Source organism: Pseudonocardia nematodicida, assembly GCF_040105385.1.
GTDB classification, from domain to species: domain Bacteria; phylum Actinomycetota; class Actinomycetes; order Mycobacteriales; family Pseudonocardiaceae; genus Pseudonocardia; species Pseudonocardia nematodicida.
In genome coordinates this window covers 632,708-656,148 of sequence record NZ_JBEDNQ010000001.1, presented here as the reverse complement: position 1 = coordinate 656,148, position 23,441 = coordinate 632,708, and the positions used below count along the sequence as shown (strand labels likewise).

Below are 23,441 nucleotides of genomic sequence, written 5' to 3'. Positions count from 1 at the left end.
GGCGTCCGAGTCCTTCCGTCCGGACGACCGCTGGAGCCTTCGTGTCTCGACCCGTCCCCGGCCACCCGGAAGCGGTGGCCTGATGCTCGACTTCCTCTACTACCCCGTCTCGTTCGTCATGCGCGCCTGGCACGAGCTGTTCGCGCTCGTGCTCGGCCCGGCCTCCGGCGTCGCGTGGGCGCTGTCGGTGGTGTTCCTCGTGCTCACCGTGCGGGCACTGCTGGTGCGTTCGGTGTGGACCCGGATGCGCGCCGCCCGGCTCACCCGGGCGCTCGGCCCGCAGCTCACCGTGCTGCGCGAGAAGCACGGGAAGGACGCCCGCCGGCTCGCCGAGGAGACCGCGGCGCTGCACCGCAGGCACGGCTCGTCGCCGATGAAGGGGATGGGCACGATGTTCCTGCAGGTCCCGGTGTTCATCGCCCTGCTGCACGTGCTGCGCTCGTTCAACCGGCCCGGCCTGAGTTTCGCGGAGAACGCGGCGATCGCGAACTACGCCTTCCCGCCCGACCAGGTCGCCTCGTTCCTGCAGGCCCGGCTGTTCGGGGTGCCGCTGTCGGCGTTCCTGCGGATGCCGGCCGAGCAGCTCGCGTCGTTCGGGGGAGCGCCGGTCGGGTCCGGCGCGCCGGCGGCTCTGATCGTGCCGCTGGCGGTGCTCGCGGCGGTGGCCACCCACCTGAGCATGCGGTTTGCCCAGGGCGGCGTCGACGTCTCGGCGCAGCCGGCCGGGATGGGGCAGGTGATGTCCGCCCTGAAGTGGATCGCGCCGGTCGGCGTGCTGGCCGCCGGGCTGCTGTTCCCGGTGCCGGTGGCGCTGCTGCTGTACTGGCTGACCGGCAGCGTCGCGACGCTGGCCCAGCAGGTCGTGCTCACCCGGATCCTGGACCGCCGGCCGGCGCCGGTCGTCGTCCCGCCGCCGGCCCCGAGGGCCCGCGCCCCGAAGCCGGGGCAGAAGCCGGTCCGCGCGTCGCGCTCGTGAGTGGTCGTCGCGGTCCTGACCGCGACAACCACTCACCAGCGCGCCAGCGCCAGGTAGAGGTCGACGCGGTCGGTGAAGCGCCCGAGGTCGCGGCCGGTCAGCTCCTCGACCCGCCCGATCCGGTACCGGACGGTGTTGACGTGCAGGTGCAGCCGCGCCGCGGTGCGACTCCAGGACCCGGACTCGTCGAGGAACGTCTCCAGGGTGGCGACGAGCCCGGTGCCGGACCGCGCGTCGTGCTCGCGCACCGGGCCGAGCACCTGGGCGGCGTAGCCGCGGCGGACGTCGTCGGGCACGCCGGCCAGCAGCGCCACGTGCGAGGTGATCTCCCCGGCCCGGGCGGAGGTGACCGGCCCCGGGCGGGTGGCGGCGAGCCCGGCCGCGTGCAGGGCCTCGCCGAGCGCGCCGGAGAGCGCGTCGGAGGCCGACGGGTGGGAGACGCCGGCGTGCAGCCGCCACCCGCCGAGCCCGGGCGCCAGCCGGTGCAGCGCGGCGAGCGCGGAGTCCGGCCACGACACCGGAGCGGGAGCGGCCGAGCGCGGTCCGGCTCCCCGGTCCGTCCGGGTGGGCGGGTCGGCGGCGAGCACCGCCACGGCGGCGCCGTCGTGCACACCGACGACCGCCGGGCCCGCATCCGCGAGGGCGTCGGTCAGCAGGGCGACCGCCGTCCCCGCCGGCTCCGGTGTCCCGGTGGCACGCAGCACGAGCACGATCAGGGCCCCGTCGGGTTCCAGCCCGGCCTGGCGCAGCCGGACCCGGGTCTCCGGCCGGTCACCCTCCCCGTCGGCGGTCCGGGCCAGGGCGTCGTCGGCGATCGGGCGGGCGACGGCGGCGCGTTCCCGCCGGCGCGCCCGGTCCAGCGCGGCGATCGCGGCGAGTTCCCCGACGGCGTCGACGAGGTCGGGGTCCGGCTCCGGCGCACCGCCAGGAGGGCCCGATCGTCCGGCGCCGTCCGGCGCGCCCGCGCGAGCGGTGGGGTGAGGTGTGCCGGGGCCCGCCGCACCGTCCGGTGGGCCCGACCCGGCGCCTCCGGGCGCGGCCCCGCCGGCGCGGCCCGGGCCGGGGAGCTCGGCGGCGATCAGCCATCCGGCCGCCCGGGAGATCGCGGACCCGGCCGGGACCAGCAGGTGGCGGCCCGCCGTCGCCGGCAACCGGTCGGCGGTGAGGAACGCGGCGACCAGCGCGTCCCGCGCGGGGTCGGGGAGCGGCGGCCCGGCCAGCACGAGACCGCCCGCCGTGAGGACCCGGCAGGTCAGCCCGGTCCCGGCGGAGACCTCGGCGGTCAGCTCGTCGAGCTCCGCGCCCGCGGCCAGCGCGCCCAGCAGCCGCCGGTGCCGGCCCAGCGAGTGCGCGAGCCGGTCACCCCGGGCCGCGGACAGCGCACCGACGACGGCCTCGGTCACCACCCCGAACGACACGTCCACCGGCACTGCGAGCAGCACCAGGCCGTGCCGGCGGCAGGCGTCGACGACGTCCGCGGGCACCTCCCCGAACGCGGCCTCGCCCGCCGCGAGCGCGGTCGCCCCGGCCCCGGCGACGGCGGCGACGAAGCGCTCGCTGTCGTCCGGGCCGTGATGCCACACCAGCCCGGACAGCACCAGCTCGCCGCCGCCCAGGTAGCGCGACGGGTCCGGGAGATCGGTGGTGTAGACCCACCGGACCCGGCGCGCGAGGGAGTCCCCGGGCCCGTGCAGCACGCGCAGTCCCAGGTCGGCGACCAGCTCGGACAGCAGCATTGGAGGAACCTACTGGAGGAATCTACAAGGGCGGGCACCCGAAGCGAACACGATTCGTCACCCCGGCGCCTTCTGCGGGTGACCCGGACCCGGTTCCCTGGACCCGTGCAGCGGACTGTCATCGAGGGCGCCCACGTCGTCACCGTGACCGGGCAGGAGTACCCGGGCGGGCACGTCGTCGTCGAGGGGAACCGGATCGTCGCCGTCGGGCCCGGGCCGGCGCCGCGGGAGGGCCGGGACCGGGCCGTGGACGGCCGCGGCTGCCTGCTCACCCCCGGCCTGGTCAACACCCACCACCACCTCTACCAGTGGGTGACCCGCGGCCTGGCCGTCGACCACACGCTGTTCGAGTGGCTGACCACGCTCTACCCGGTGTGGGCCGGCATCGACGAGCACGCCGTGCACACCGGCGCCACCGGGGCGCTGGCCCGGCTCGCGCTGTCGGGCTGCACCACCTCCACCGACCACCACTACGTCTTCCCCCGCGAGGGCGGTGACCTGCTCGGCGCCGAGATCCGGGCCGCGGGCGAGGTCGGCCTGCGGTTCCACCCGACCCGCGGCTCGATGGACCTGGGCCGCAGCGCCGGGGGGCTTCCGCCGGACCACGTCGTCGAGGACCGCGACGCGATCATGGCCGCGTCCGCCGACGCCGTCGCCCGCTGGCACGACCCGTCGCCGGGCTCGATGCTGCGGGTCGCGCTCGCCCCGTGCTCGCCGTTCTCGGTGACCGGCGGGCTGATGCGGGACTCGGCGGCGCTGGCCCGCGAGCTCGGCGTCCGGCTGCACACCCACCTCGCCGAGACCGCCGACGAGGAGACCTTCTGCCGGGAGCGGTTCGGCTGCACCCCGACCGAGTACGTCGCCGACCTCGGCTGGACCGGCGAGGACGTCTGGTTCGCGCACACCGTGCACCTCGACGACGACGCGGTGAAGACGATCGGATCCACCGGCACCGGCGTCGCGCACTGCCCGACCTCCAACGGCCGGCTCGGCGCCGGGATCGCCCGGGTCCGGGACCTGGTCGACGCCGGCGCCCGGGTCGGGCTCGGGGTGGACGGGGCCGCGTCGAACGAGGGCACCCACCTGCTGGAGGAGGTCAAGCACGCGGTGCTGTTCGCCCGCGCCGTCGGCGGCCCGACCGCGATGAGCGTCCGCAAGGCCCTGGAGCTGGGCACCCTCGGCGGGGCCCGGGTGCTGGGCCGCGACGACGAGATCGGCGCCCTCGAGCCCGGCCGGCTCGCCGACCTGGCGCTGTGGCGGATCGACGGGCTCGCACACGCCGACGTCGCCGACCCGGTCGCCGCGCTCGTCCTCGGGTCGCCGCCGCCGCTGGAGCTGCTGCTCGTCGACGGGCGCCCGGTCGTCGAGTCCGGCCGGGTCGTCACCGTCGACACCGACGCCGTCGCCGCCGAGTGCGCCGCGGTGCACCGCGACCTGATCGACAAGGCCGGGTGAGCGGGTGGACCTGCACACCGTCACCGGCTTCCGCCGGGCGCACGACCGCGCCGACCTCGCGCTCGCACCCGGCGAGCGGCTGCTCGGCGGCGGGACCTGGCTGTTCTCCGAACCGCAGTCCGACGTCACCGGGCTGGTCGACCTGACGACGATGGGCTGGGACCCGATCGTCGTGCACGACGACGGCGGGCTGGAGATCGCCGCGACCGCCACGATCGCCGAGCTCGCGGCGTACGGCGGGGCGACCGGGCGGCCGCTGTTCGCGCAGTGCGCGCACGCGCTGCTGGCGTCGGAGAAGATCTGGCACACCGCGACCGTCGGCGGGAACGTCTGCCGGTCCTTCGCCGCCGCCGGGATGGTCGCGCTCTGCACCGCGCTCGACGGCGTCGCGCTGGTCTGGACCCCGGACGGCGGGCGGTACCGGGTCCCGGTGGCCGAGCTGGTCACCGGGAACGGCACCAACGCGCTGCGCCCCGGCGAGGTGCTGCGCTCCCTCGAGCTCCCGGCGCACGCGCTGCGGGCGCGCACCGCGTTCCGCAGGATCGCGCTCGCCGAGCTGGGCCGCTCCGGGGCGGTGCTGACCGGACGGGTCGACCCCGGCGGCGCCGTCTGCTTCGGGATCACCGCCGCGACGGCCGCGCCGACGGTGCTGCGCTATCCCGGGCTCCCCGGTGTGCGGCGGCTGCGCGCCGACGCCGAAGCCCTCACCGGCTACTACTCCGATCCGCTGGGCAGCGCCGACTGGCGGCGCGCGGTCAGCGCACACCTGCTCGCCGAGATCCACGAGGAGCTGGCCGGGTGAAGGTCAGGATCAACGGCGTCGAGATCGACGGAGAACCGCGCCCGGGACAGTGCACCCGGACCTTCCTGCGCGAGCACGGCCACGCCGGGGTCAAGAAGGGCTGCGACGCCGGGGACTGCGGTGCCTGCACGGTGCTGCTCGACGGGCGCGCGGTGCACTCCTGCATCGTCCCGGCCCAGCGCCTCGACGGCGCCGAGATCACCACCGTCACCGGCCTGACCGGCGCCGACGGGAGCCTGCACCCGATGCAGCAGGCGTTCGTGGACCACTTCGGGTTCCAGTGCGGGTTCTGCACCGCCGGACAGATCGTCACCGCATCCACACTGGACGAGTCCGACCTGGACGACCTCCCGCGCCGGATGAAGGGCAACCTGTGCCGGTGCACCGGCTACCGGTCGATCCGGGAGTCGATCGAGGCCGGAGTCCGCGCCCGGTCGCCACGCACGGACCCCTCGTGGCAGCAGCCGCCACCAACGGTCCGTGCGTGCGACGCGGTGGGCGTGTGCGGCGCGGCCGGGAAGCGCGGTGGCACGGGCGCCTGCTCGGGCGGCGTCGGCCACTCCGCCCGGCCCCCGGCCGCCGAACGCGTCGTCACCGGCACCGAGCCCTTCACCTTCGACACCGACCTCACCGGCGCGCTGCACCTGCGAATCCTCGGCTCCCCGCACGCGCACGCCCGGATCCGCTCGATCGACACCACCGCCGCCGAGGCCGCGCCCGGCGTGCACCTGGTGCTCACCCACCACGACGTCCCGCAGCTGCGCTACTCGACCGGCCGGCACGAGCACCGCACCGACGACCCGGACGACACCCGGATGCTCGACGACGTCGTGCGGCACGTCGGGCAGCGGGTCGCCGCCGTCGTCGCGGACGGCCCGGCGCAGGCCGAGGCCGCCGCCCGGCTGATCGAGGTCGACTACGAGGTGCTGCCCGCCGTCCTCGACCCGGAGGAGGCGCGTACGCCCGGGGCGCCGCTGCTGCACCCGGACCGCACCCCGGAGGACCGGGTCGACGACGCCGGCCGCAACGTCGTCCTGGCCCTGCACGGCGGGCACGGCGGCGACGTCGGCGCGGCGCTGGCCGCGTCGCGCGTGACGGTGTCCGGGACCTGGTCCACCAGCCGGGTCAGCCACGCCCAGCTCGAGTGCCACGGCGCGATCGGCTCGCTCGACCCCGACGGCCGGCTGGTGCTGCGCTCCGGCACGCAGGTCCCGTTCCTCACCCGCGACGAGCTGGCCCGCGTGCTCGGACTCGACCAGGAGCGGGTCCGGGTGCACACCGCCCGGGTCGGCGGCGGCTTCGGCGGCAAGCAGGAGATGTTCGCCGAGGACCTCGTCGGGCTCGCCGTGCTGCGGACCGGACGCACCGTCGTCCACGAGTTCACCCGGGCCGAGGAGTTCGGCCGCACCTCGGTGCGGCACCCGATGCGGGTCGGCGTCACCCTCGGCGCCGACGAGCGCGGCCGGCTCACCGCGATGAAGCTCGACGTCCTCTCCGACACCGGCGCCTACGGCAACCACTCCCGCGGGGTGCTGTTCCACTCCGTCGCCGAGTCGGTCAGCGTCTACAACTGCCCGGTCAAGCACCTCGACGCCGAGGTCGTCTACACCAACAACGTCCCCAGTGGAGCGTTCCGCGGCTACGGGCTCGGGCAGGTGCTGCTCGGCGTCGAGTCCGCGATGGACGAGCTGGCCGTGGAGCTCGGCATCGACCCCTACGAGCTGCGGCGGGTCAACATGGTCCGCGCCGGGGACCCGCTGCACGTCGCGCACCGTCCCGAGCCGGAACACGACCTGCACTGGACCAGCTACGGCATGGACCAGTGCCTGGACCTGGTCCAGGACGCGCTGCGCCGGGACCCGGGCGCACCCGCGCCGGACGGCTGGCAGGTCGGCGAGGGCATGGCGCTGGGCATGATGACGACGATGGCGCCGTTCGGGCACGCCGCCACCGCGACGGTGACCCTGCTGCCCGGTGGGCGCTACCGGATCGGCGTCGGCACCGTCGAGTTCGGCAACGGGACCACCACCACGCACCGCCAGGTCGTCGCCGACGTGCTCGGCACCACCCCGGACCGGATCGAGATCCGGCACGGCGACACCGACGCCTGTGGCTACGACACCGGCGCGTTCGCCTCGGCCGGGACGACGGTCGCCGGCAAGGCGCTGTACCGGGCCGCGCTGGCGCTGCGCGGGAGGATCCTGGACGTCACCGGGGAGGGGACACTGCACCCCGGCGGCGTCCGCACGGACGGTCGCGAGTGGACGGCCGCGGAGGTGCTCGCGGCGGCCGGGGCCCCCGAGGGACTGACCTGCGAAGGCACCGAGCCGGGGGCGGAGCGGGCGATCACCGCGAACGTGCACGGCGTGCGGGTCGCGGTGCACCCCGGCACCGGCGAGGTGCGGGTGCTGCGCGCGGTGCACGCCGCCGACGCGGGCACCGTGCTCAACCCGGAGCAGCTGCGCGGCCAGATCGAGGGCGGCGTCGCGATGGGGATGGGCAGCGCGCTCTACGAGGAGGTGTACGTCGGCGACGACGGCGCGGTCACCAACCCGGTCTTCCGCACCTACCGGGTGCCGCAGATGGTCGACGTGCCGCCGGTGGAGGTGCTGTTCGCGTCGACCTCCGACGACCTCGGGCCGTTCGGGGCGAAGTCGATGAGCGAGGCGCCCTACAACCCGGTCGCCCCGGCGATCGGGAACGCGATCCGCCGCGCGCTGGGGGTGCGGCCCTACCACCAGCCGTTCTCCCGGGACCGGGTGTGGCGGCTGGCCGCGGGTGGGGGCTGAGGCTCAGAAGTCGCGGTCGGCCTGGGACGCGCCGCCGGAGATGCGGCGCAGGTGCACGTGCCGGGCCAGCCGGATCGCCGGGCGGATCAGCAGCTCGATCGAGCCGACGATGAACAGCCAGGTCCCCAGCCGGGTGGTGGACGCGGACAGGAACAGCACGCTGCCGATGAGGAACCACAGTCCGATGAGGATGTCGTTGACGATGCTGAGCACCTCGTAGCGGCGCCGGATCACCAGCTCCCGGTCGCCGACCCGCACGGTGACCGTCCGCCCGCTCTCGCTGATCCCCACGACGCGGGACTACCCGGCCGTGTCCGTGATCACCCGTTGCGGAACGCGGCGAGCCGGTGGTCTCCGTCCACTCCGGGGCCGGTGACGACCTCGAGCAGCCGGGGACCGTCGGCGTCGAACGCCTCCTTGAGGGCCGCGGCGGTCGCCGCGGCGTCGCGGACCGACACCGCCGGGACGCCGTACCCCTCGGCGATCTTCACGAAGTCCAGGCCGGGCACGTCCAGCCCCGGGGTCTCGCCGGTGCCCAGCAGGCCGGCGAATCCGCGCAGCGCTCCGTAGGTGCCGTTCTTGAGGATCACGAACACCACCGGGACCCGGTACTGCGCCGCCGTCCAGAGTGCGGTGATGCCGTAGTTCGCCGACCCGTCGCCGACGAGGGCGACCACCCGGCGCGCGGACCCGTGCGCGAGCTGGGCACCGACCGCGGCGGGCAGCCCGAACCCGAGCGCGCCCGAGGCGGGGAACAGGTAGCCCCCCGGTGCGGCGAGGTCGGCCTGGGCCCAGTAGGCCTCCGCGGTGGATGTCGACTCGACCACGTGCACCGCGTCGTCCGGGGCGGCCTCGCGGACCAGCGCGAACAGTTCCTCCGGCGGTACGTGACCGGTCGCGGAGGCGGGCCGGGGGAACGGCGGACGCGGCGGCAGCGGCGGGCGGCCGGAGGCCGGGACCCGCCCGGCGAGGGCGGCCAGCGCGGGGCCGACCGGGGCGACCCAGGCCTCGCCGACCGGGGCGCGGGCGGCCTCGTCCGGGTCGGCGGTCAGGTGCAGCAGCCGCGCGCCCTCGGGCAGCAGGTCACCGGGCAGGAACTGGTGGTAGCGGAACACCGGCGCCCCGGCGACGAGGACCACGTCGTGGCCGTCGAGCCGCTCGGTCACCGCCCGCACCGACGCCGGCAGCACACCCCGGAACGCCGGGTGCCGGGTCGGGAACGGGCAGCGCGACGCCGACGGGGCGATCCACACCGGACACCCGAGCGACTCGGCGAGCCGCACCGCGTCGGAGTTCGCGCGGTCGGCGTCGACCTGCGGGCCGAGCACCAGCACCGGGTTGCGGGCGCCGGCGAGCAGCCCGGCGAGCTCGTCGAGGGCACCGGTGTCGAGCGCGGCCGCCGGGGTGGTGCGCCGCCCGGGCAGGTGCGACGCCGCCGGGGCGGCCTCGGCGGCCCAGTCGTCGTAGGGGACCGACAGGTAGACCGGGCCGCGCGGCGGCAGCAGCGCGGTGTGCACCGCCTGGGACAGCGCGCGCGGCACGTCCTGCGGATCCAGCGGCTCGGCGGCCCACTTGACCAGTGGCCGGGTCAGCGACGCCGCGTCCACGTTGGTCAGCATCACCTCCTGGCCGACCGTGGAGCGGACCTGCTGCCCGGCCGTGAGCACCAGCGGGGTGTGCGAGTAGACCGCGTTGGTCAGCGCGCCCATCGCGTTGCCGGACCCGGACGCGGCGTGCAGGTTCACCAGCGCGGGTCCGCCGGTGACCTGGGCGTAGCCGTCGGCCATGCCGAGCACCGCGCCCTCGTGCAGGCCGAGCACGTACCGGGTGCCCTCGGGCATCGCGGCCAGGAACGGCAGCTCGTTCGACCCGGGGTTGCCGAACACGGTGTCGATCCCGTGCGCGCGCAGGACCTGCCAGCTGACGTCACCGATGGTCGTCACGACCCGCACGGTAGGACGCGATCAGCCGGGGCGGAAGGCCCGACCGGCGGCGGCCGCCAGCGCGGACCGGTGCCGCGCGTGCTCGGCCGGGTCGTCGCCGGCGTCCGCGGTGACCGTCGGGGACACCGGCGACCACGCCAGCGACAGCCCGATCACCATCGCGTAGACGTCGTGCGGAGCGAGCGCGGGGTCGATCAGCCCGGCGTCCTGGGCCTCCCGCACCGCGGCGGTCTTGTCCGCCATCTGGTCGGTCGCCGCCTCCAGCAGGTCCCCGGTCGGCACGCGTTCCAGCCGGGCCCAGGCCGCCAGCCGGACGACCTCCGGGCGCTCCAGATAGGCGTCGTAGAGCCGGGCCGCGTACCCGGACAGGTCGGTGGCGTCGAACGGCACCATGTTCACGATCAGCGCGAGGTGCTCGGCGAACACCGCGTCGAACAGGCCGTCCTTGGAGTTGAACCAGGCGTAGATCTGGGCCTTGTTCGCCCCGGCCGCCTCGGCGATCCGGTCCACCCGGGCGCCGGCGATCCCGTGCCGCGAGAACTCGGCCGCCGCGGCGTCGAGCAGGCGGCGGCGGGTGGCGGTTCCGTCCCTCGTGCGGGAGTCCGGCGCGGCACCCGCACGGACGACCGTCGCGCGGCGTGACCCGCGACCGGACGACGTCGTGGTCCGGCTGACCCACTGCGGCGTCTGCGCGACCGACCTGCACGCGCTGCGCGGATCCGACCCCGCCGCCTTCCCGCTGGTCGCCGGGCACGAGATGACCGGCGTGGTGGACGCCGTCGGTTCCGCGGTGGCCGACCTGGCGCCGGGGGACCGGGTCGCGGTCGGCAACATCGTCGGGTCCTGCCGGGTGTGCGAGGAGTGCCGCGCCGGGCGGGAGAACGACTGCGCCGCGTTCCCGACGCTCACCTACGGCGGACCGGACCCGTACTCGGGCGGGACGACGATGGGCGGGTTCTCGACGACGATCGTCGTCGACCGGCACTTCGTGTACGCGCTGCCGGAGGGCCTCGATCCCGCCGCCGCGGCGCCGCTGATGTGCGCGGGGGTCACCACCTTCGCGCCGCTGCGCCGGTTCGGCGCCGGCCCGGGCGTCTCGGTCGGGGTGGTCGGGGTCGGCGGGCTCGGGCACCTGGCGCTGAAGTTCTCCCGCGCGCTCGGCGCCCACACCGTCGCCCTGACCTCGAGCGGGGCCAAGCGGGACGCCGCGCTCGCGCTCGGCGCCGACGACGTCGTCGTCACCTCCGACGCGGCGGCGATGGCCGGGGCGGCCCGCTCGCTCGACCTGGTGCTCGACACGACCGGGGCGGGCCTGGATCTCGATCCCTACCTGCGGGCGCTGCGGGTGGACGGCACCTACGTGCTGGCCGGGATCCCGCCGAAGACCCTGGCCGTGGACCCGATGAGCCTGATCGTGGGGGAGAAGCGGATCGCCGGCACCGGGTCCGGCGGGGTGCCGATCACCCGCGAGATGCTCGACTTCAGCGCAGCGCACGGGATCACCGCCGACGTCGAGGTGCTCCCCGCGGACCGGCTCGGTGAGGCGCTCGACCGGCTGGCGCGCGGCGAGGCCCGGTTCCGGTACGTGCTGGACGTCGCGTCGGCCTGAGGAGGCGGTCCGGGGCGCCGGCCGACCGCCGTCAGGAGGTGGGCCGGACCGCCGGGACCTCGGCCGCCGGTGCGGCGCGGCGGTGGTGCAGCACGACGAGCGGCCGCACGCTCAGCGCGGCGGCGGCCAGCAGCAGCGTGACCGCGGCCGGGGCGGTGTGTACGGAGGCGATCGTGGCGGCGGCGAGCAGGACCATGAGCAGCCCGGCCAGCGCGACCGGCCGCACGGAGACGGTGCCTCGGGCCGGAGCGGCTCGGAACATGGTGACCACCTCTCGCCGACGCGCGGTGAGCGCATCCCGAACAGAGGAGTTCGGTCCGGCTAACTCTACGCCTCGGCGCACCTTGCACGGAACCCGGTCGGAGTGATCGACCCCACCACTCGCGTCCGGAGAGGTGACCACCTATCGTGTCTCTGTGATCACCAGGAGCGACGGGGGTACCGGGTGACCGTGACTCCGGAGCGTGCCGACCCGTCGTCGCACGTCCTCGCCGTGCCGGTCGGCGACGAGCAGATGTGCGAGATGGTGTCGCAGTTCCTCGCCGGTGGGCTGGCCGCCGGGGAGCGTGTGTCCTACTTCGACGACGACACCGCCGACGCGGTGCTCGCCCGGCTGTGCGACGACGGCGTCGACGTCACCGAACCGCTGCGCACCGGCCAGTTCCAGCTCGTGCCGCAGGAGTTCACCCGGGCCGCGCTGCTGGCCCCGATGGACGAGCTGGGCGGCGTGCTCGAGCACAACATGCAGTCCGCCATCGACGACGGCTGGAACGGGTTGCGGTTCACCGGCCAGATGAACCACGGCCTGACCCGCGAGGGCGGGCAGCGGCTCGACGAGTACGACCAGGTCCTCGACGACGCCATGCGCGGCCGGCCCGTGCACGGACTGTGCATCTACGACCACGCCCGCTACCCGGACGACCTGATCGCGACCATGCGCCGGCTGCACGCCGTCGAGATCGAGTCGCCCCCGGTCTACGACGACAGCCTGCTGCGGATCACCGAGTCCGCCCCGGACCGGATCCGGCTGGCCGGCGAGGTCGACCACGTCAACCGGCCGCTGATGCGCCGGGTGATCGGCCGCTACCTGGACCGGATCGCGCGCGGCGACGTCGACAACGACGTGCTGTCGGTCGATCTGGCCTCGCTGCGGTTCTGCGACGTCGCGTCGGCGGTGAGCGTCGTGCACGCGGCCGAGGAGCTCCCGGTGACGCTGCGCCTGCGGCTGGACAACGTGCGGCCGGGGATCGCCCGGCTGCTCGACCGGTGCGGCGCCGCCTTCGCCCCCCAGCTCGAGATGAAGGTGCGGGACCGGACCGCGCTGTGCACGGCCGACGCGCTGGCGCTCGCGGCAGGAGGTGCGGGGTGACCGCGCTGCGCCACGCCCTGTGCTGGTACTCCGGCGACACCGACCTGCACGCCCGGCTGGGCGACGTCGTCGTCGGCGCGCTGCGCGAGGGCGGCACCGTCGCGGTCGAGCTGCGGCCGGCCACCGAGGTCGCGCTGCGGGGCCGGGTGGCCGACGAGCTCGGCGCCGACGCGGTCGCCGGCCTGCTCCGGCTGGAGCGGCAGGCCGGGCCCGACGGCCCGTCGGGACAGACGGACGCGGTGCGCGCGGCCCGGGTGCTGCGTGCCCACGCCGAACGCATCGGCGGCCCGCTCACCGTGGTCGCCGAACACGCGGCCGTGCACAGCGGCGCGGACGCCTACTGGAACGAGATCGAGGCGGCGGTGCACGTCGCGCTGGCCGACCTGCCGCTGGAGCTGCTCTGCTTCTTCCCGGACGAGCTGCCCCAGCCGCTCGTGCCGGCCGCCCGCGCCGCGCACCCGTTCGACCTGCACGACGGCGACCTGGTGCCGACCGGCGAGGCGTGCGACCCGCGGCGGCTGCTCGCCGAGCGGCCCGCACCGGTCCCGGCCGAGCTCGGGCCGCCACTGGTGGACCTCGCGTTCGACGGCGTCCGGCTGCGGGACGTCCGCGCGGCGGTCGACCGGGCGATGCGCGAGCAGGGGTTCACGCGGAGCCGGGCCGAGGACGTGACGGTGGCGGTCAACGAGGTCGCGACGAACGCCGTGCAGCACGGCGGCGGGAAGGCCCGGCTGATGCTCTGGACCCCGGACGCCGACGTCGTCTGCGAGATCCACGACTCCGGCACCCTCGCCGACCCGCTGCCCGGGCTCGCACCGCCGGACCCCGGGGCCGAGCACGGACGGGGGATCTGGATCGCCCGCCAGCTGTGCGACCTGCTGCACGTCTGGGCCGACGTGGAGGGCACGCACGTCCGGATCCGCGCCGCGGCCTGACCACGGGCGCGGGCGCCGGTCCCGCTCAGCGGGTGTCGAGGCGGTGGAACGACTCGACGAGCGTGCCGTGCGGGAACCCGGCGCGCGTCGCCTGGGAGCCGGCCCACCGGCCGAGCATGTCCTCGAGGTCGGTCATGTGCGCGGTCTGGCTCTCGTGCGCCCGCAGCGCGGCGATCTTGCGGTCGAACGTGCCCGTGATGTCGACGTGCCGGGCCCCGTCCGGGTCGTCGTCCGGGGCGCCGCCGAGCACCCACACCTCGGGCACGGTGTGCGCCTCGAGGCCCTCGGCGGCCAGCTCCGGGTGGGCCCAGGGGTTGCGAGCGTCCGGGTAGACGGCGCACAGCGCGGCCTCGCCGGTGGCGGTGTGGTCGGGGTGGCTGCCGTACATGCTCCGCAGGTCGCGCACCGGCTGCGGCACGACGACCCGGTCCGGCCGGACCTGCCGGATCACCCGGGCCAGGTCGCGGCGCAGCTCCAGGGTGACCGTGAGCCGGCCGTCGGGGTACCCCAGGAACACCACGTCGGTGACGCCGCAGGCGGCCGCCGCCTTGCGCTGCTCGGCCTGCCGGATCCCGGCGATGTCCGAGCGCGGCACCGCCGGGTCGAAGCCGCCGGCGTCGCCGTCGGTGACCAGGCAGTAGGTGACGTCGACGCCGGCGTCGGTCCAGACGGCGACGGTGCCGCTGCAGGAGAAGTCGATGTCGTCGGGGTGCGCGGCGATCACCAGCGCCCGGTCGATGCGGGTGTGCGCGCGGTCGTCGGAGGCGGTGCGGTCGGTGCTGTCGGTCTGCTCGGACACGGCTCCATCCGACCACCGCGTGCCGCTCACGGCGACCCCGGGGACGTGACGCCCAGCACGAGCAGGCCGGCCGCGACCGACCCGGCGGACCAGACCAGGGCCCGGGCCAGGTTGAGCCGCAGCAGGCGGCGCAGGCCGTCCGGCGCGGTGTGCGGGTCGAGCCGGCCGTGCAGGGAGGCGGCGGGCAGGGTGACGGCGACGCCGGCCGCGGCGAGCACCGCCACCGTCCACACCAGAGGTTCGCGGGGGGCGAGGACCAGCAGGACGGCGGTGGCGACGCCTTGGACGACCCACGGCGGCCCGACCACCGCGGTGATCGCGCGGCTGTGCGTCTCGTGGTGCCGCCGCCACGCCGCACCCGCCGGGACGTGCGCGAACGCCGGGTAGACCACGGCCTGGACCGTCCAGGCCACCCCGGTCAGGAACAGCGTCGCGGCGGCCTGGACGACGGCGGCGGTCAGCACCCGGCCAGTCTCGCCGGGCCGTGGCCGGGGCGCGCGTCCGATCGCGCCGCGCCCCTCGTGCGCCCCAGCGCGGTCAGGAGCCGCCGGGCTCCTGGACCTGCCGCTCCAGCTGGTCCTGGAAGTCGCGCTGGCACTGCTCGATCGCGGCCTGGTCGCTCCCGGCCCGTTGGACGCAGTCGTAGAACTCGCCACCGCCGACCTGGTTGAAGATCCCGACGGCGAACACGACGACCAGTACCGACCCGATGATGCCCAGCAGGCCCAGCACCAGACCGCTGATGGCCACGCCGCGGTTGGTGGCGACACCCCGGGCGGCGCGGGAGATGCCGATGATGCCGAGCGCGACGGCGACCAGGCCCAGCACGCCGCCGATCAGGACGATCGCGGACAGCAGGGCGAGGATGCCGAACACCAGCGCGGCGGTCCCGACGCCGTTGCGCGGCGGGGCGCCCTGACCGCCGCCGCCGTAGCCGTAGCCGCCGTCGGTGCCGGCGGGGCGTGCCGGGTAGCCGCCGTACTGCTGCTGGTCGCCGTGCTGGGGGCTGCCGTACTGCGGCCCGCCGTAGGGCTGCTGGGCCCCGTACTGCGGGTCACCCTGCTGAGGGCCGCCGTACTGCTGGCCGTACTGCTGGCCGTACTGCCCGGGACCGCCGTACTGGGGGGCGCCGTACTGCTGGCCGTACTGCCCGGCGCCGCCGTACTGCTGATCGCCGGGCGGGGAACCGCCGTAGGGCTGCCCGCCGTAGTGCGCCCCGCCGTACCCCTCCTGCCCGCCGTACTGCGGCATCCCCTGCGTCCCCTGCTGCCCGGCGGCCTGCGCGCCGCCGTGGCCCGCGTCGTACTGCTGGGTCGGCTGGTCACCGGACCCGGCCTCGCCCTGAACGGGCCGCTCCGGCCGGTCGGGGTCCTGCGGGTCACCCGGCTGACCCGGGTAGGGCGGTGGGCTGCTCACGGTGGTCCTCTCCGCCGACCCGGCCCGCGACGGGCCCTCGGCGCTGCCGACGATGCTCTGGGCCGATGATCCCGGCACGTGCGCCGCAGGTCCAACCGAACCGCCCGCCCGAGGGGTGCCGGTGTTCCGCCTGCGACGGCACGCGGACCGTGGTGGGATGCCCGGCGTGAGCGGCATCGACGAGATCGAGGAATGGACCCGGGCCCAGCGCCGGGTGATCGACCTGGTCCGGGACCTGCCGGCCGACCGGTCCGGGCTGACCGTCCCGGCCTGCCCGGACTGGACCGTGCGGGACCTGTTCTCGCACATGGTCGGCCTCGGTGCGGACGTCGTCGCGGGCGACGAGCCGGACGACCACAACGAGCGGTGGACCCGGGCGCAGGTCGAGCGGCGGCGGGACCGCGACGTCGGCGAGCTCGTCGCCGAGTGGGAGTCGCTGACCGGTCCGATGCAGGACTGGATGCGGGCCCACACCACCCGTCCGCTCGGCGACGTGATCATCCACGAGCAGGACCTGCGCGGCGCGCTCGGTGAGCCGGGCGCCCAGCACACCCCCGGCCTGCACGCGTTGCGCGACAAGTTCGCCGGCCGGTTCCGGGCCGAGGCCGCCGACCTGCCGCCGATCGCGCTGGTCGGGGACGGATGGCGGTGGGTGTCGTCCGGCGAGGAGGGCGACGCGGCCGTCGTCGTCCGCACGACGGACTTCCACCTGGCCCGCGCCCTGGTCACCCGCCGCTCGGCGGCCCAGCTGCGGTCCTGGGTCGAGCGCGGCGATGTCGAGCCCCACCTCGACGCGTTCGCGATGCTGGGCCCGCTGCCCGGGGCCGATCTCGACGAGTCGTGACCGCCGTCCCCGAATTGTCAGGACCATGAACGTGACACGGTCCTGACATTGGTCCAGACTGTGCGGCGTGAGCGTGCAATCCACCCACCCCGTCCCCGCGCTCGACGACGCGCTGATCGAGCGCGCCGTCGCGCGCGTGCGCCGCTGGACCGAGCGCACCGGATCCGACCCGGCCGTCGGGCGTGACGACCCGACGGCCCGGCTCGCCGAGCTGATGCACGACCCCGCGGGGGTCGACTTCACGCTGCGGTTCGTCGACCGGGTCGCCCGCCCCGCCGACGACCGGGTCGCCGCGCGTGAGCTGGCCCGTCTGACCGGGGCCGGGGCGGAGCTGCCCGGGTTCGTCGGCGGGACCGACCGGTTGCTGCTGCGGGCCGGGGCGCGGCTGGCGCCCGCGCTGCCGCACGTCGTCGTCCCGGCCGCGAGGGCTCGGCTGCGGTCGCTGGTCGGCCACCTGATCGTCGACGCCGGCGGGCGCTCGCTGCGCCGCCGGCTCGCCGCCGCGGAGGCCGAGGGGCATCGGCTCAACCTCAACCTGCTCGGCGAGGCGGTGCTCGGCGAGGCCGAGGCCGACCGCCGCCTGGAGCGGACGATCGCGCTGCTGCGCCGCCAGGGCGTCGACCACGTGTCGGTGAAGGCGTCGTCGGTGGCTTCCCAGCTCGTCCCGTGGGACCTGGAGGGCAGCCGGGACCGCCTGGTCGAGCGGTTGGTGCCGCTCTACCGCCAGGCCCGCGACGGCGGCGTGTTCGTGAACCTGGACATGGAGGAGTACAAGGACCTCCACCTGACCGTCGCGCTGTTCACCACGCTGCTGTCCCGCCCGGAGTTCCGCGACCTGCCGGCCGGGATCGTGCTGCAGGCCTACCTGCCCGACTCGGTCGCCGCGCTCGACGAGCTCGGCGAGTTCGCCGCCCGTCGTGCGGCGGCGGGCGGGGCGCCGATCAAGGTGCGGCTGGTCAAGGGCGCCAACCTGGCCATGGAGAAGGTCGACGCCGAGGTGCACGACTGGCCGCAGGCGCCGTACGTGACCAAGGCCGAGGTGGACGCCAACTACGTCCGGCTGCTGGACCGCGCGATCGGCGGGCACGCGGTCGCCGGCGGTGCGCCGGTCCACGGCTCGCACCCGCTCCGTCTCGGGGTCGCCAGCCACCACCTGCACCACGTGGCGCTCGCCCTCGAGCTCGCCGAGGCCCGCGGTGCCCGCGCCCAGCTCGACCTGGAGATGCTGCAGGGGATGGCGCCGGCGTTCGCCCGGGCCGTCGCCGAGGACCTGCCGGAGTCCGGGCCCGGGTCGAAGCTCGTCCTCTACACCCCGGTGGTGCACCGCGGCGACTTCGACACCGCGGTGTCCTACCTGGTCCGGCGGCTGGAGGAGAACGCCTCGCCGGAGGGCTACCTCTACGCGCTGTTCACCCCGGACGCGGGCCCGTCGTCCTACCTGGACCGGTTCCTCGCGTCGGTGCGCGACCGCGACGCCGTCGCCGACACCCCGGCCCGCACCCAGGACCGGAACGTCGACGCGCCGGTCGGCAAGGACGGTCCGCTGCCGGACGGCCCCGTCACGCCCGGCTTCGTGGGCGAGCCGGACACCGATCCCTCGCTGCCGGCGAACCGGGACTGGGCCCGCCGGGCGGCGACCGTGACCGCGTCGCGGACGGAGGTCGCGGTCGTCACCGATCCGTCCGAGGTGGACGCCGCCGTGCGTCGGGCGCGCGAGTCGGGCTGGCGTGACGTGCCGGCCGCCGAGCGGGCCGCGATCCTGCGCCGGGCCGCCCGGGCGCTGGCCGCGGCGCGCGGCCCGCTGCTGTCCACGATGATCGCCGAGGGCGGCAAGACCGTCGCCGAGGCCGATCCGGAGATCTCCGAAGCGGTCGACTTCGCCGCCTACTACGCCGAGCGGGCCGCCGAGCTCGACGGTGCCCCCTTCACCCCGGACCGGGTCGTCGCCGTGACCCCGCCGTGGAACTTCCCGGTCGCGATCCCGCTGGGGGGCTGCCTGGCCGCGCTCGCGGCGGGCGCGCCGGTGCTGCTCAAGCCGGCACCGCAGGTGCGGGCCTGTGCCGAGGTGGGCGTCGCGGCGCTGCACCGCGGCGGGATCCCGGCAGAGGCGCTGCAGCTGCTGCCCACAGACGAGGGCGACGCCGGAGGCCGGCTGGTCACCCACCCCGAGGTCGACCGGGTGGTGCTCACCGGATCGTCGGAGACCGCGGCGCTGTTCCGGTCCTGGCGGCCCGACCTGAACCTGGTCGCCGAGACCAGCGGCAAGAACGCCCTGATCATCACACCCGCGGCGGACCCGGACCTGGCCGTGGCCGACCTCGTCCGCTCGGCGTTCGGACACGCGGGACAGAAGTGCTCGGCCGCGTCGCTGGCGATCCTCGTCGGGCCGGCCGCGACCGGCTCGGAGACCGGGCGGCGGCTGCGCCGCCAGCTCGTCGACGCCGTCCGGACACTGCGGGTCGGCCCGGGGTCGGACCTGTCCACGACGATGGGCCCGCTCGTCGACGACCCCTCCGAGAAGCTGGTCCGGGCGCTGACCACCCTCGAGCCGGGCGAGCGCTGGCTGGTCGAGCCGCGCCGGCTCGGGGAGAAGCTCTGGAGCCCGGGCGTGCGGGCCTGGGTGGCGCCGGGCAGCTGGTTCCACCGCACCGAGTGCTTCGGGCCGGTGCTGGGCCTGATGGCGGCGAAGGACCTGGACCAGGCGATCCGCTGGCAGAACGACACCGGGTTCGGGCTCACCGGCGGCATCCACTCGCTCGACGAGGACGAGATCGCGCGCTGGGAGGAGCGGGTCGAGGTCGGCAACGCCTACGTCAACCGGCACATCACCGGCGCGATCGTGCAGCGGCAGTCGTTCGGCGGCTGGAAGGGTTCCGTGCTGGGCCCGGGCGCGAAGCCGGGCGGACCGAACTACGTCGCGCAGTTCGGGACCTGGCACGACGGTCCGGCCGCGCCGGCGGCCGGCATCGAGTCGTCGGCGGATGCCGGTTCCGTCGCGACCGCCGTGCCGGGGCGCGACGCCGCCCGCGTACTGGATGCGGCGTCCGACCTGGACCGTGGGGACCGGGAACGCCTGGAACGCGCGGCCGCCTCGGATGTAGCGGCCTGGCGCGACGAGTTCTCGGTCGAGCACGACCCGACCGGGCTGGCCGCGGAGTCCAACGTCTTCCGCTACCGGCCGCTGCCGGCACTGACCCTGTGGGCCGGCGAGGGCACCACCCGCGCGGACGTGCTGCGGGTGCTGCTGACCGCGGCGACGGCCGGCGTCGGGGTCCGGCTGCACGGTCCCGGTGTCCCGGACGGCGCCCTGCCGGGCGGGGTGCACGCCGGCGCGACCCTGACCCCGGAGCCGGGTGGCCGGATCCGGGCGCTCGGCACGGTTCCGGCGGAGCTGCGGACGGCGGCCGTCGAGGCGGGGGCGTCGATCGTGGACACCCCGGTCCTCGTCGACGGGCGGCGGGAGCTGTTGACCGTGCTGCGCGAGCAGGCGATCAGCCGGACCCGGCACCGGTTCGGGCACCTCGAGAGGCGCTGACGCGCCCGTGAGTACTTTTCGTTGCCGGAGCCACGAAAAGTACTCACAGCACCTACGGTGCCTTCTATGGTGCTGCGGGCTCGCGATGTGATGACCCGGCGCGTCGTGACGGTGTGGGCGGACGCCCCGCTGTCCCGCGCGCAGGACCGGATGGCCGAGTCGCGGTTCTCCGCGCTGCCCGTCGTGGACCGGCGGTTCGCCCTGGTCGGCGTGATCAGCCTGGTCGACGTGCTGCGGAACCGGAAGAACCCGGCCGCGACCGTCGGCGACGCGATGACCGAGCAGGTCGTCACGATGTGGCCGACGACCAACATCTCGATCGTCGCGCACCGGATGCGGGCCTACGGGGAGCTGCGGCTGGTGCCGGTCGTCGACAAGGGAATCCTGGTCGGGGTGATCACCCGCAGCGACCTGCTGCGCCGCCGGCACTCCGGCGGTGCGATCCGCCGGGCGGCGCGGCGGATCGGCGGAGCCGGGCTGTCCGGCCCGCTGCCGGAGGCGATGATGCCCCGGGGCGCCGGCCGTATCGGCGGCCGTCCGGTGTCGGAGCTGCGGGTGCTGGACGTGATGACCGACGGCGGGCTCGTCGCGATCTCGCCGGACACCTCGCTCGACGAGGCCGCCGAGGTGCTGCTGTCCTACCGGTTCACCGCCGTGCCGGTGGTGGACGCCGACGAACGGCTGCTCGGCGTGGTGTCCGAGGCGGACCTGATGAGCGGGTCGCTGGACGGTGGCCGCCGGACCCGGTCCCGGACCGTGGCCGGGCTGATGACCCGCGACGTCGAGGTCGTCCGGCCGGCCGACCCGCTGGCCGACGCCGACCAGCTGCTGTCCGAACGCGGGTTCCGGGTGGTCCCCGTGATCGACGACGACGGCGTGCTGGTCGGCGTGGTCAGCCGCAGCGACCTGCTCTGAAGCCCGGCTGCTGCACCCCGGACGCGAGCGCGCCGCACAGGTTCCGCCTCCGCCGCACAGGTCGTAGCCCGTGCGGCGCGGCCGGAACCTGTGCGGCGCCGGGATGCGCGGACGGCGGCGGGTGTCAGCCGGTCGGCGCGGTGACCGCCGGCGCCGCGGGCGCCGGGGCCGGAACGGGGGCGGTCACGTTCTCGCACTTGGTGGCTGCGTCGGCGACCAGCGCGGAGAACGCCGCCGGGTCGGCGACCGCCTGCTGCGGGAGCTGCGCGAAGTCGATGTACTGCTGCAGGCAGGCGAGCTGGGCGGCCTGGTCGGCCGGGGTCGGCTCCGGCTCCTGGGCCGAGGCGACTCCGGCGGCGATGGCGGCGGCGACGAGCGCGATGACGCAGACGACGACGGCACGCACGAGGGTCTTCACGATGATCCTTCTTCCTGCGCCGGTGGTCCGGCGCCGGGTCGGGTGTGTGTCCCGTGGCGCGGGAGCCGGGACGGCTCCGTCACTCTCCGCGTGGCTCCGGTAGCCCGCAGTGCCCGGAGTCTGTCGCGGCATCGGCGTGGACGCGCCGGTGACGACCGGTTCGTGCGACCGCCGTTCGGGGACCGGTCAGGCGGTGGCGAGGGCCAGGGAGCGGCCTGCCTGGCGCCCGGAGAACAGGCATCCGCCCAGGAAGGTGCCCTCCAGGGCACGGTTCCCGTGCACCCCGCCGCCGCCGAAACCGGCGACCTCGCCGGCCGCCCAGAGGCCGGGGACGGGGGAGCCGGCGGCGTCGAGGACCCGGCCGGACAGGTCCGTCTGCAGACCGCCGAGGGTCTTGCGGGTCAGCACGTGCAGCCGTATCGCGATCAGCGGTCCGGCGGCCGGGTCGAGCAGCCGGTGCGGCGGCGCGGTGCGGGCGAGCTTCTCGCCCAGCGTGCGGCGGGAGTTGTGGATCGCCATGACCTGCAGGTCCTTGGTGAAGGAGTTGTCGATCTGGCGGTCCCGGGCGACGACCTGCCGGCGGACCAGCTCGGCGTCGACCGGGGGAGTGCCGCCGGTCAGCCGGTTCATGCCCGCGACCAGCTCGTCGAGGTGCTCGGCGACGACGAAGTCCTCCCCGCGGTCGAGGAAGGCCCGCACCGGTGCCGGTGCGCCCGGCCGGACCCGGCCGAGCGTGGCGCGCAGGTCCTTGCCGGTGACGTCCGGGTTCTGCTCCGAACCCGACAGCGCGAACTCCTTCTCGGCGATCCGCTCGGTGAGCACGAACCACGAGTGGTCGTGCCCGGTCGCCCGCAGCGCGGCGAGCGTGCCGAGGGTGTCGAAACCGGGGAAGTTCGGGGCGGGCAGCCGGTGCCCGGTGGCGTCGAGCCACAGCGACGACGGCCCCGGGATGATCCGGATGCCGTGGGCCGGCCAGATCGGGGAGTGGTCGCGCACGCCCTCGGTGTAGTGCCACATCCGGTCGGGGTTCACGATCCGGCCGCCGGCCTCGGCGGCGATCCCCAGCATCCGCCCGTCGACGTGCGCGGGCACCCCGGAGATCATGTCTTGCGGCGGGGTGCCGAGCCGGGCCGGCCAGTTCTGCCGGACCAGCTCGTGGTTGCCGCCGATCCCGCCGGAGGTGACGAGTACGGCCGGGGCGCGGAAGGTGAACTCGCCGATCTCGTCGCGGGTGGTCGGGGCGCCACGCTCGGCGTGGTCCGGCGCGAGCACGGCGCCGTGCACCCCGTCGACGGTCCCGTCGGTGACGGCCAGCGCGTCCACCCGATGCCGGAACCGGAGCGTCACCCGCCCGGTCCCGAGGTGTGCGCGGACCCGCCGGACGAACGGCTCCAGCACGCCGGGACCGGTGCCCCAGGTGAGGTGGAAGCGGGGCACCGAGTTGCCGTGCCCGTCGGCGAGGTGGCCGCCCCGCTCGGCCCACCCGACGACCGGGAGCCAGCGCACGCCCTGTTCGTGCAGCCAGGCCCGCTTCTCCCCGGCCGCGAAGTGCACGTAGGCGGTCGCCCACTGCCGGGCCCAGAAGTCCTCGCCGGACGGGTCGTCGACACCGCGGTCGAACGCGGCCGAGCCGAGCCAGTCGCTCAGCGCGAGCTCGGCCGAGTCCCGGATCCCGGTGCGGCGCTGCTCGGGGGAGTCGACGAGGAACAGCCCGCCGAGCGACCAGAACGCCTGCCCGCCCAGGTTCTGCTCGGGTTCCTGGTCGAGCACGAGCACCCTGCGCCCGGCGTCGGCGAGCTCGGCGGCGGCGACCAGGCCGGCGAGCCCGGCCCCGACCACGATGACGTCGGCGTCCATGACCGTGATCGTGCCCGGTCCCGCCGGCGCACGGAACCCGGGA

At 75.7% G+C, this 23,441-nt stretch carries 20 protein-coding genes; 10 read left to right on the top strand and 10 right to left on the bottom strand.

The features are described from left to right. Positions 1-82 precede the first annotated feature (82 nt). On the top strand, positions 83-976 hold the full coding sequence (gene yidC / locus WIS52_RS03000; protein WP_349296504.1) for a membrane protein insertase YidC: 894 nt from the start codon (positions 83-85) through the stop codon (positions 974-976). Between the two features lie 32 nt (positions 977-1,008). On the opposite strand, the gene WIS52_RS02995 is transcribed toward yidC, so the two are convergent. Continuing rightward, on the bottom strand, positions 1,009-2,712 hold the full coding sequence (locus WIS52_RS02995) for a PucR family transcriptional regulator (RefSeq protein ID WP_349296503.1): 1,704 nt from the start codon (positions 2,710-2,712) through the stop codon (positions 1,009-1,011). Positions 2,713-2,817: 105 nt separating this feature from the next. Here WIS52_RS02995 and WIS52_RS02990 point away from each other — a divergent pair, with 105 nt between their 5' ends. Genes WIS52_RS02990 through WIS52_RS02980 form a run of 3 tightly spaced genes read left to right on the top strand, consistent with a single transcriptional unit; the run spans position 2,818 to position 7,758 of the window. Further along, on the top strand, positions 2,818-4,167 hold the full coding sequence (locus WIS52_RS02990; RefSeq protein WP_349296502.1) for an 8-oxoguanine deaminase: 1,350 nt from the start codon (positions 2,818-2,820) through the stop codon (positions 4,165-4,167). A 4-nt stretch (positions 4,168-4,171) separates the two neighbouring features. Further along, positions 4,172-4,969, top strand: a complete 798-nt coding sequence (locus WIS52_RS02985) for an FAD binding domain-containing protein (protein ID WP_349296501.1) — start codon at positions 4,172-4,174, stop codon at positions 4,967-4,969. Continuing rightward, entirely contained in the window at positions 4,966-7,758 is a 2,793-nt protein-coding gene (locus WIS52_RS02980) for a molybdopterin-dependent oxidoreductase (protein WP_349296500.1), read from the top strand. The genes WIS52_RS02985 and WIS52_RS02980 overlap by 4 nt, the downstream gene beginning before the upstream one ends. A 3-nt stretch (positions 7,759-7,761) precedes the next feature. On the opposite strand, the gene WIS52_RS02975 is transcribed toward WIS52_RS02980, so the two are convergent. Genes WIS52_RS02975 through WIS52_RS02965 form a run of 3 tightly spaced genes read right to left on the bottom strand, consistent with a single transcriptional unit; the run spans position 7,762 to position 10,211 of the window. Next, the gene (locus WIS52_RS02975; protein WP_349296499.1) at positions 7,762-8,049 is read right to left on the bottom strand and encodes a YrhK family protein; all 288 of its coding nucleotides are present in this window, start codon (positions 8,047-8,049) and stop codon (positions 7,762-7,764) included. A gap of 29 nt (positions 8,050-8,078) precedes the next feature. After that, positions 8,079-9,701, bottom strand: coding sequence for a benzoylformate decarboxylase (mdlC, locus tag WIS52_RS02970; protein ID WP_349296498.1), 1,623 nt, complete (start codon positions 9,699-9,701; stop codon positions 8,079-8,081). 21 nt (positions 9,702-9,722) lie between these two features. Beyond that, a complete protein-coding gene (locus WIS52_RS02965) occupies positions 9,723-10,211 on the bottom strand; it encodes a TetR family transcriptional regulator (RefSeq protein ID WP_379610115.1) in 489 nt (162 codons plus the stop codon). Between the two features lie 64 nt (positions 10,212-10,275). Between WIS52_RS02965 and WIS52_RS02960 the strand changes: the two genes are divergently transcribed. Next, on the top strand, positions 10,276-11,310 hold the full coding sequence (locus WIS52_RS02960; RefSeq protein ID WP_349296497.1) for an NAD(P)-dependent alcohol dehydrogenase: 1,035 nt from the start codon (positions 10,276-10,278) through the stop codon (positions 11,308-11,310). Between the two features lie 31 nt (positions 11,311-11,341). On the opposite strand, the gene WIS52_RS02955 is transcribed toward WIS52_RS02960, so the two are convergent. Next, positions 11,342-11,572, bottom strand: coding sequence for a hypothetical protein (locus WIS52_RS02955; protein WP_349296496.1), 231 nt, complete (start codon positions 11,570-11,572; stop codon positions 11,342-11,344). Between the two features lie 189 nt (positions 11,573-11,761). Between WIS52_RS02955 and WIS52_RS02950 the strand changes: the two genes are divergently transcribed. Continuing rightward, complete coding sequence (locus tag WIS52_RS02950) at positions 11,762-12,679, top strand: MEDS domain-containing protein (protein ID WP_349296495.1); 918 nt, start codon at positions 11,762-11,764, stop codon at positions 12,677-12,679. Beyond that, positions 12,676-13,614: an ATP-binding protein gene (locus tag WIS52_RS02945; protein WP_349296494.1), complete on the top strand. Its 939-nt coding sequence runs from the start codon at positions 12,676-12,678 to the stop codon at positions 13,612-13,614. Before WIS52_RS02950 ends, WIS52_RS02945 begins: the two co-directional genes overlap by 4 nt. 25 nt (positions 13,615-13,639) lie before the next feature. Here the strand turns inward: WIS52_RS02945 and WIS52_RS02940 are convergent, their stop codons facing one another. The 3 genes from WIS52_RS02940 to WIS52_RS02930 all read right to left on the bottom strand — a co-directional run bounded on the left by WIS52_RS02940 (position 13,640) and on the right by WIS52_RS02930 (position 15,829). Further along, positions 13,640-14,413: a PIG-L deacetylase family protein gene (locus WIS52_RS02940; RefSeq protein WP_349296493.1), complete on the bottom strand. Its 774-nt coding sequence runs from the start codon at positions 14,411-14,413 to the stop codon at positions 13,640-13,642. A gap of 26 nt (positions 14,414-14,439) precedes the next feature. Further along, positions 14,440-14,877, bottom strand: coding sequence for a hypothetical protein (locus tag WIS52_RS02935; RefSeq protein WP_349296492.1), 438 nt, complete (start codon positions 14,875-14,877; stop codon positions 14,440-14,442). Between the two features lie 73 nt (positions 14,878-14,950). Then, complete coding sequence (locus tag WIS52_RS02930) at positions 14,951-15,829, bottom strand: DUF4190 domain-containing protein (RefSeq protein ID WP_349296491.1); 879 nt, start codon at positions 15,827-15,829, stop codon at positions 14,951-14,953. Positions 15,830-15,986: 157 nt separating this feature from the next. On the opposite strand from WIS52_RS02930, the gene WIS52_RS02925 reads away from it, so the two are divergent. The 3 genes from WIS52_RS02925 to WIS52_RS02915 all read left to right on the top strand — a co-directional run bounded on the left by WIS52_RS02925 (position 15,987) and on the right by WIS52_RS02915 (position 21,123). Continuing rightward, positions 15,987-16,673 (top strand): maleylpyruvate isomerase N-terminal domain-containing protein, encoded by a 687-nt coding sequence (locus WIS52_RS02925; RefSeq protein ID WP_349296490.1) that lies wholly within the window; start codon positions 15,987-15,989, stop codon positions 16,671-16,673. A 67-nt stretch (positions 16,674-16,740) separates the two neighbouring features. Then, entirely contained in the window at positions 16,741-20,208 is a 3,468-nt protein-coding gene (locus WIS52_RS02920) for a bifunctional proline dehydrogenase/L-glutamate gamma-semialdehyde dehydrogenase (protein WP_349296489.1), read from the top strand. A 66-nt stretch (positions 20,209-20,274) separates the two neighbouring features. After that, positions 20,275-21,123: a CBS domain-containing protein gene (locus tag WIS52_RS02915; protein ID WP_349296488.1), complete on the top strand. Its 849-nt coding sequence runs from the start codon at positions 20,275-20,277 to the stop codon at positions 21,121-21,123. Positions 21,124-21,247: 124 nt separating this feature from the next. On the opposite strand, the gene WIS52_RS02910 is transcribed toward WIS52_RS02915, so the two are convergent. Next, on the bottom strand, positions 21,248-21,541 hold the full coding sequence (locus WIS52_RS02910; protein WP_349296487.1) for a hypothetical protein: 294 nt from the start codon (positions 21,539-21,541) through the stop codon (positions 21,248-21,250). A gap of 186 nt (positions 21,542-21,727) precedes the next feature. Continuing rightward, positions 21,728-23,398 (bottom strand): FAD-binding dehydrogenase, encoded by a 1,671-nt coding sequence (locus WIS52_RS02905; protein ID WP_349296486.1) that lies wholly within the window; start codon positions 23,396-23,398, stop codon positions 21,728-21,730. Between the last annotated feature and the right edge of the window lie 43 nt (positions 23,399-23,441).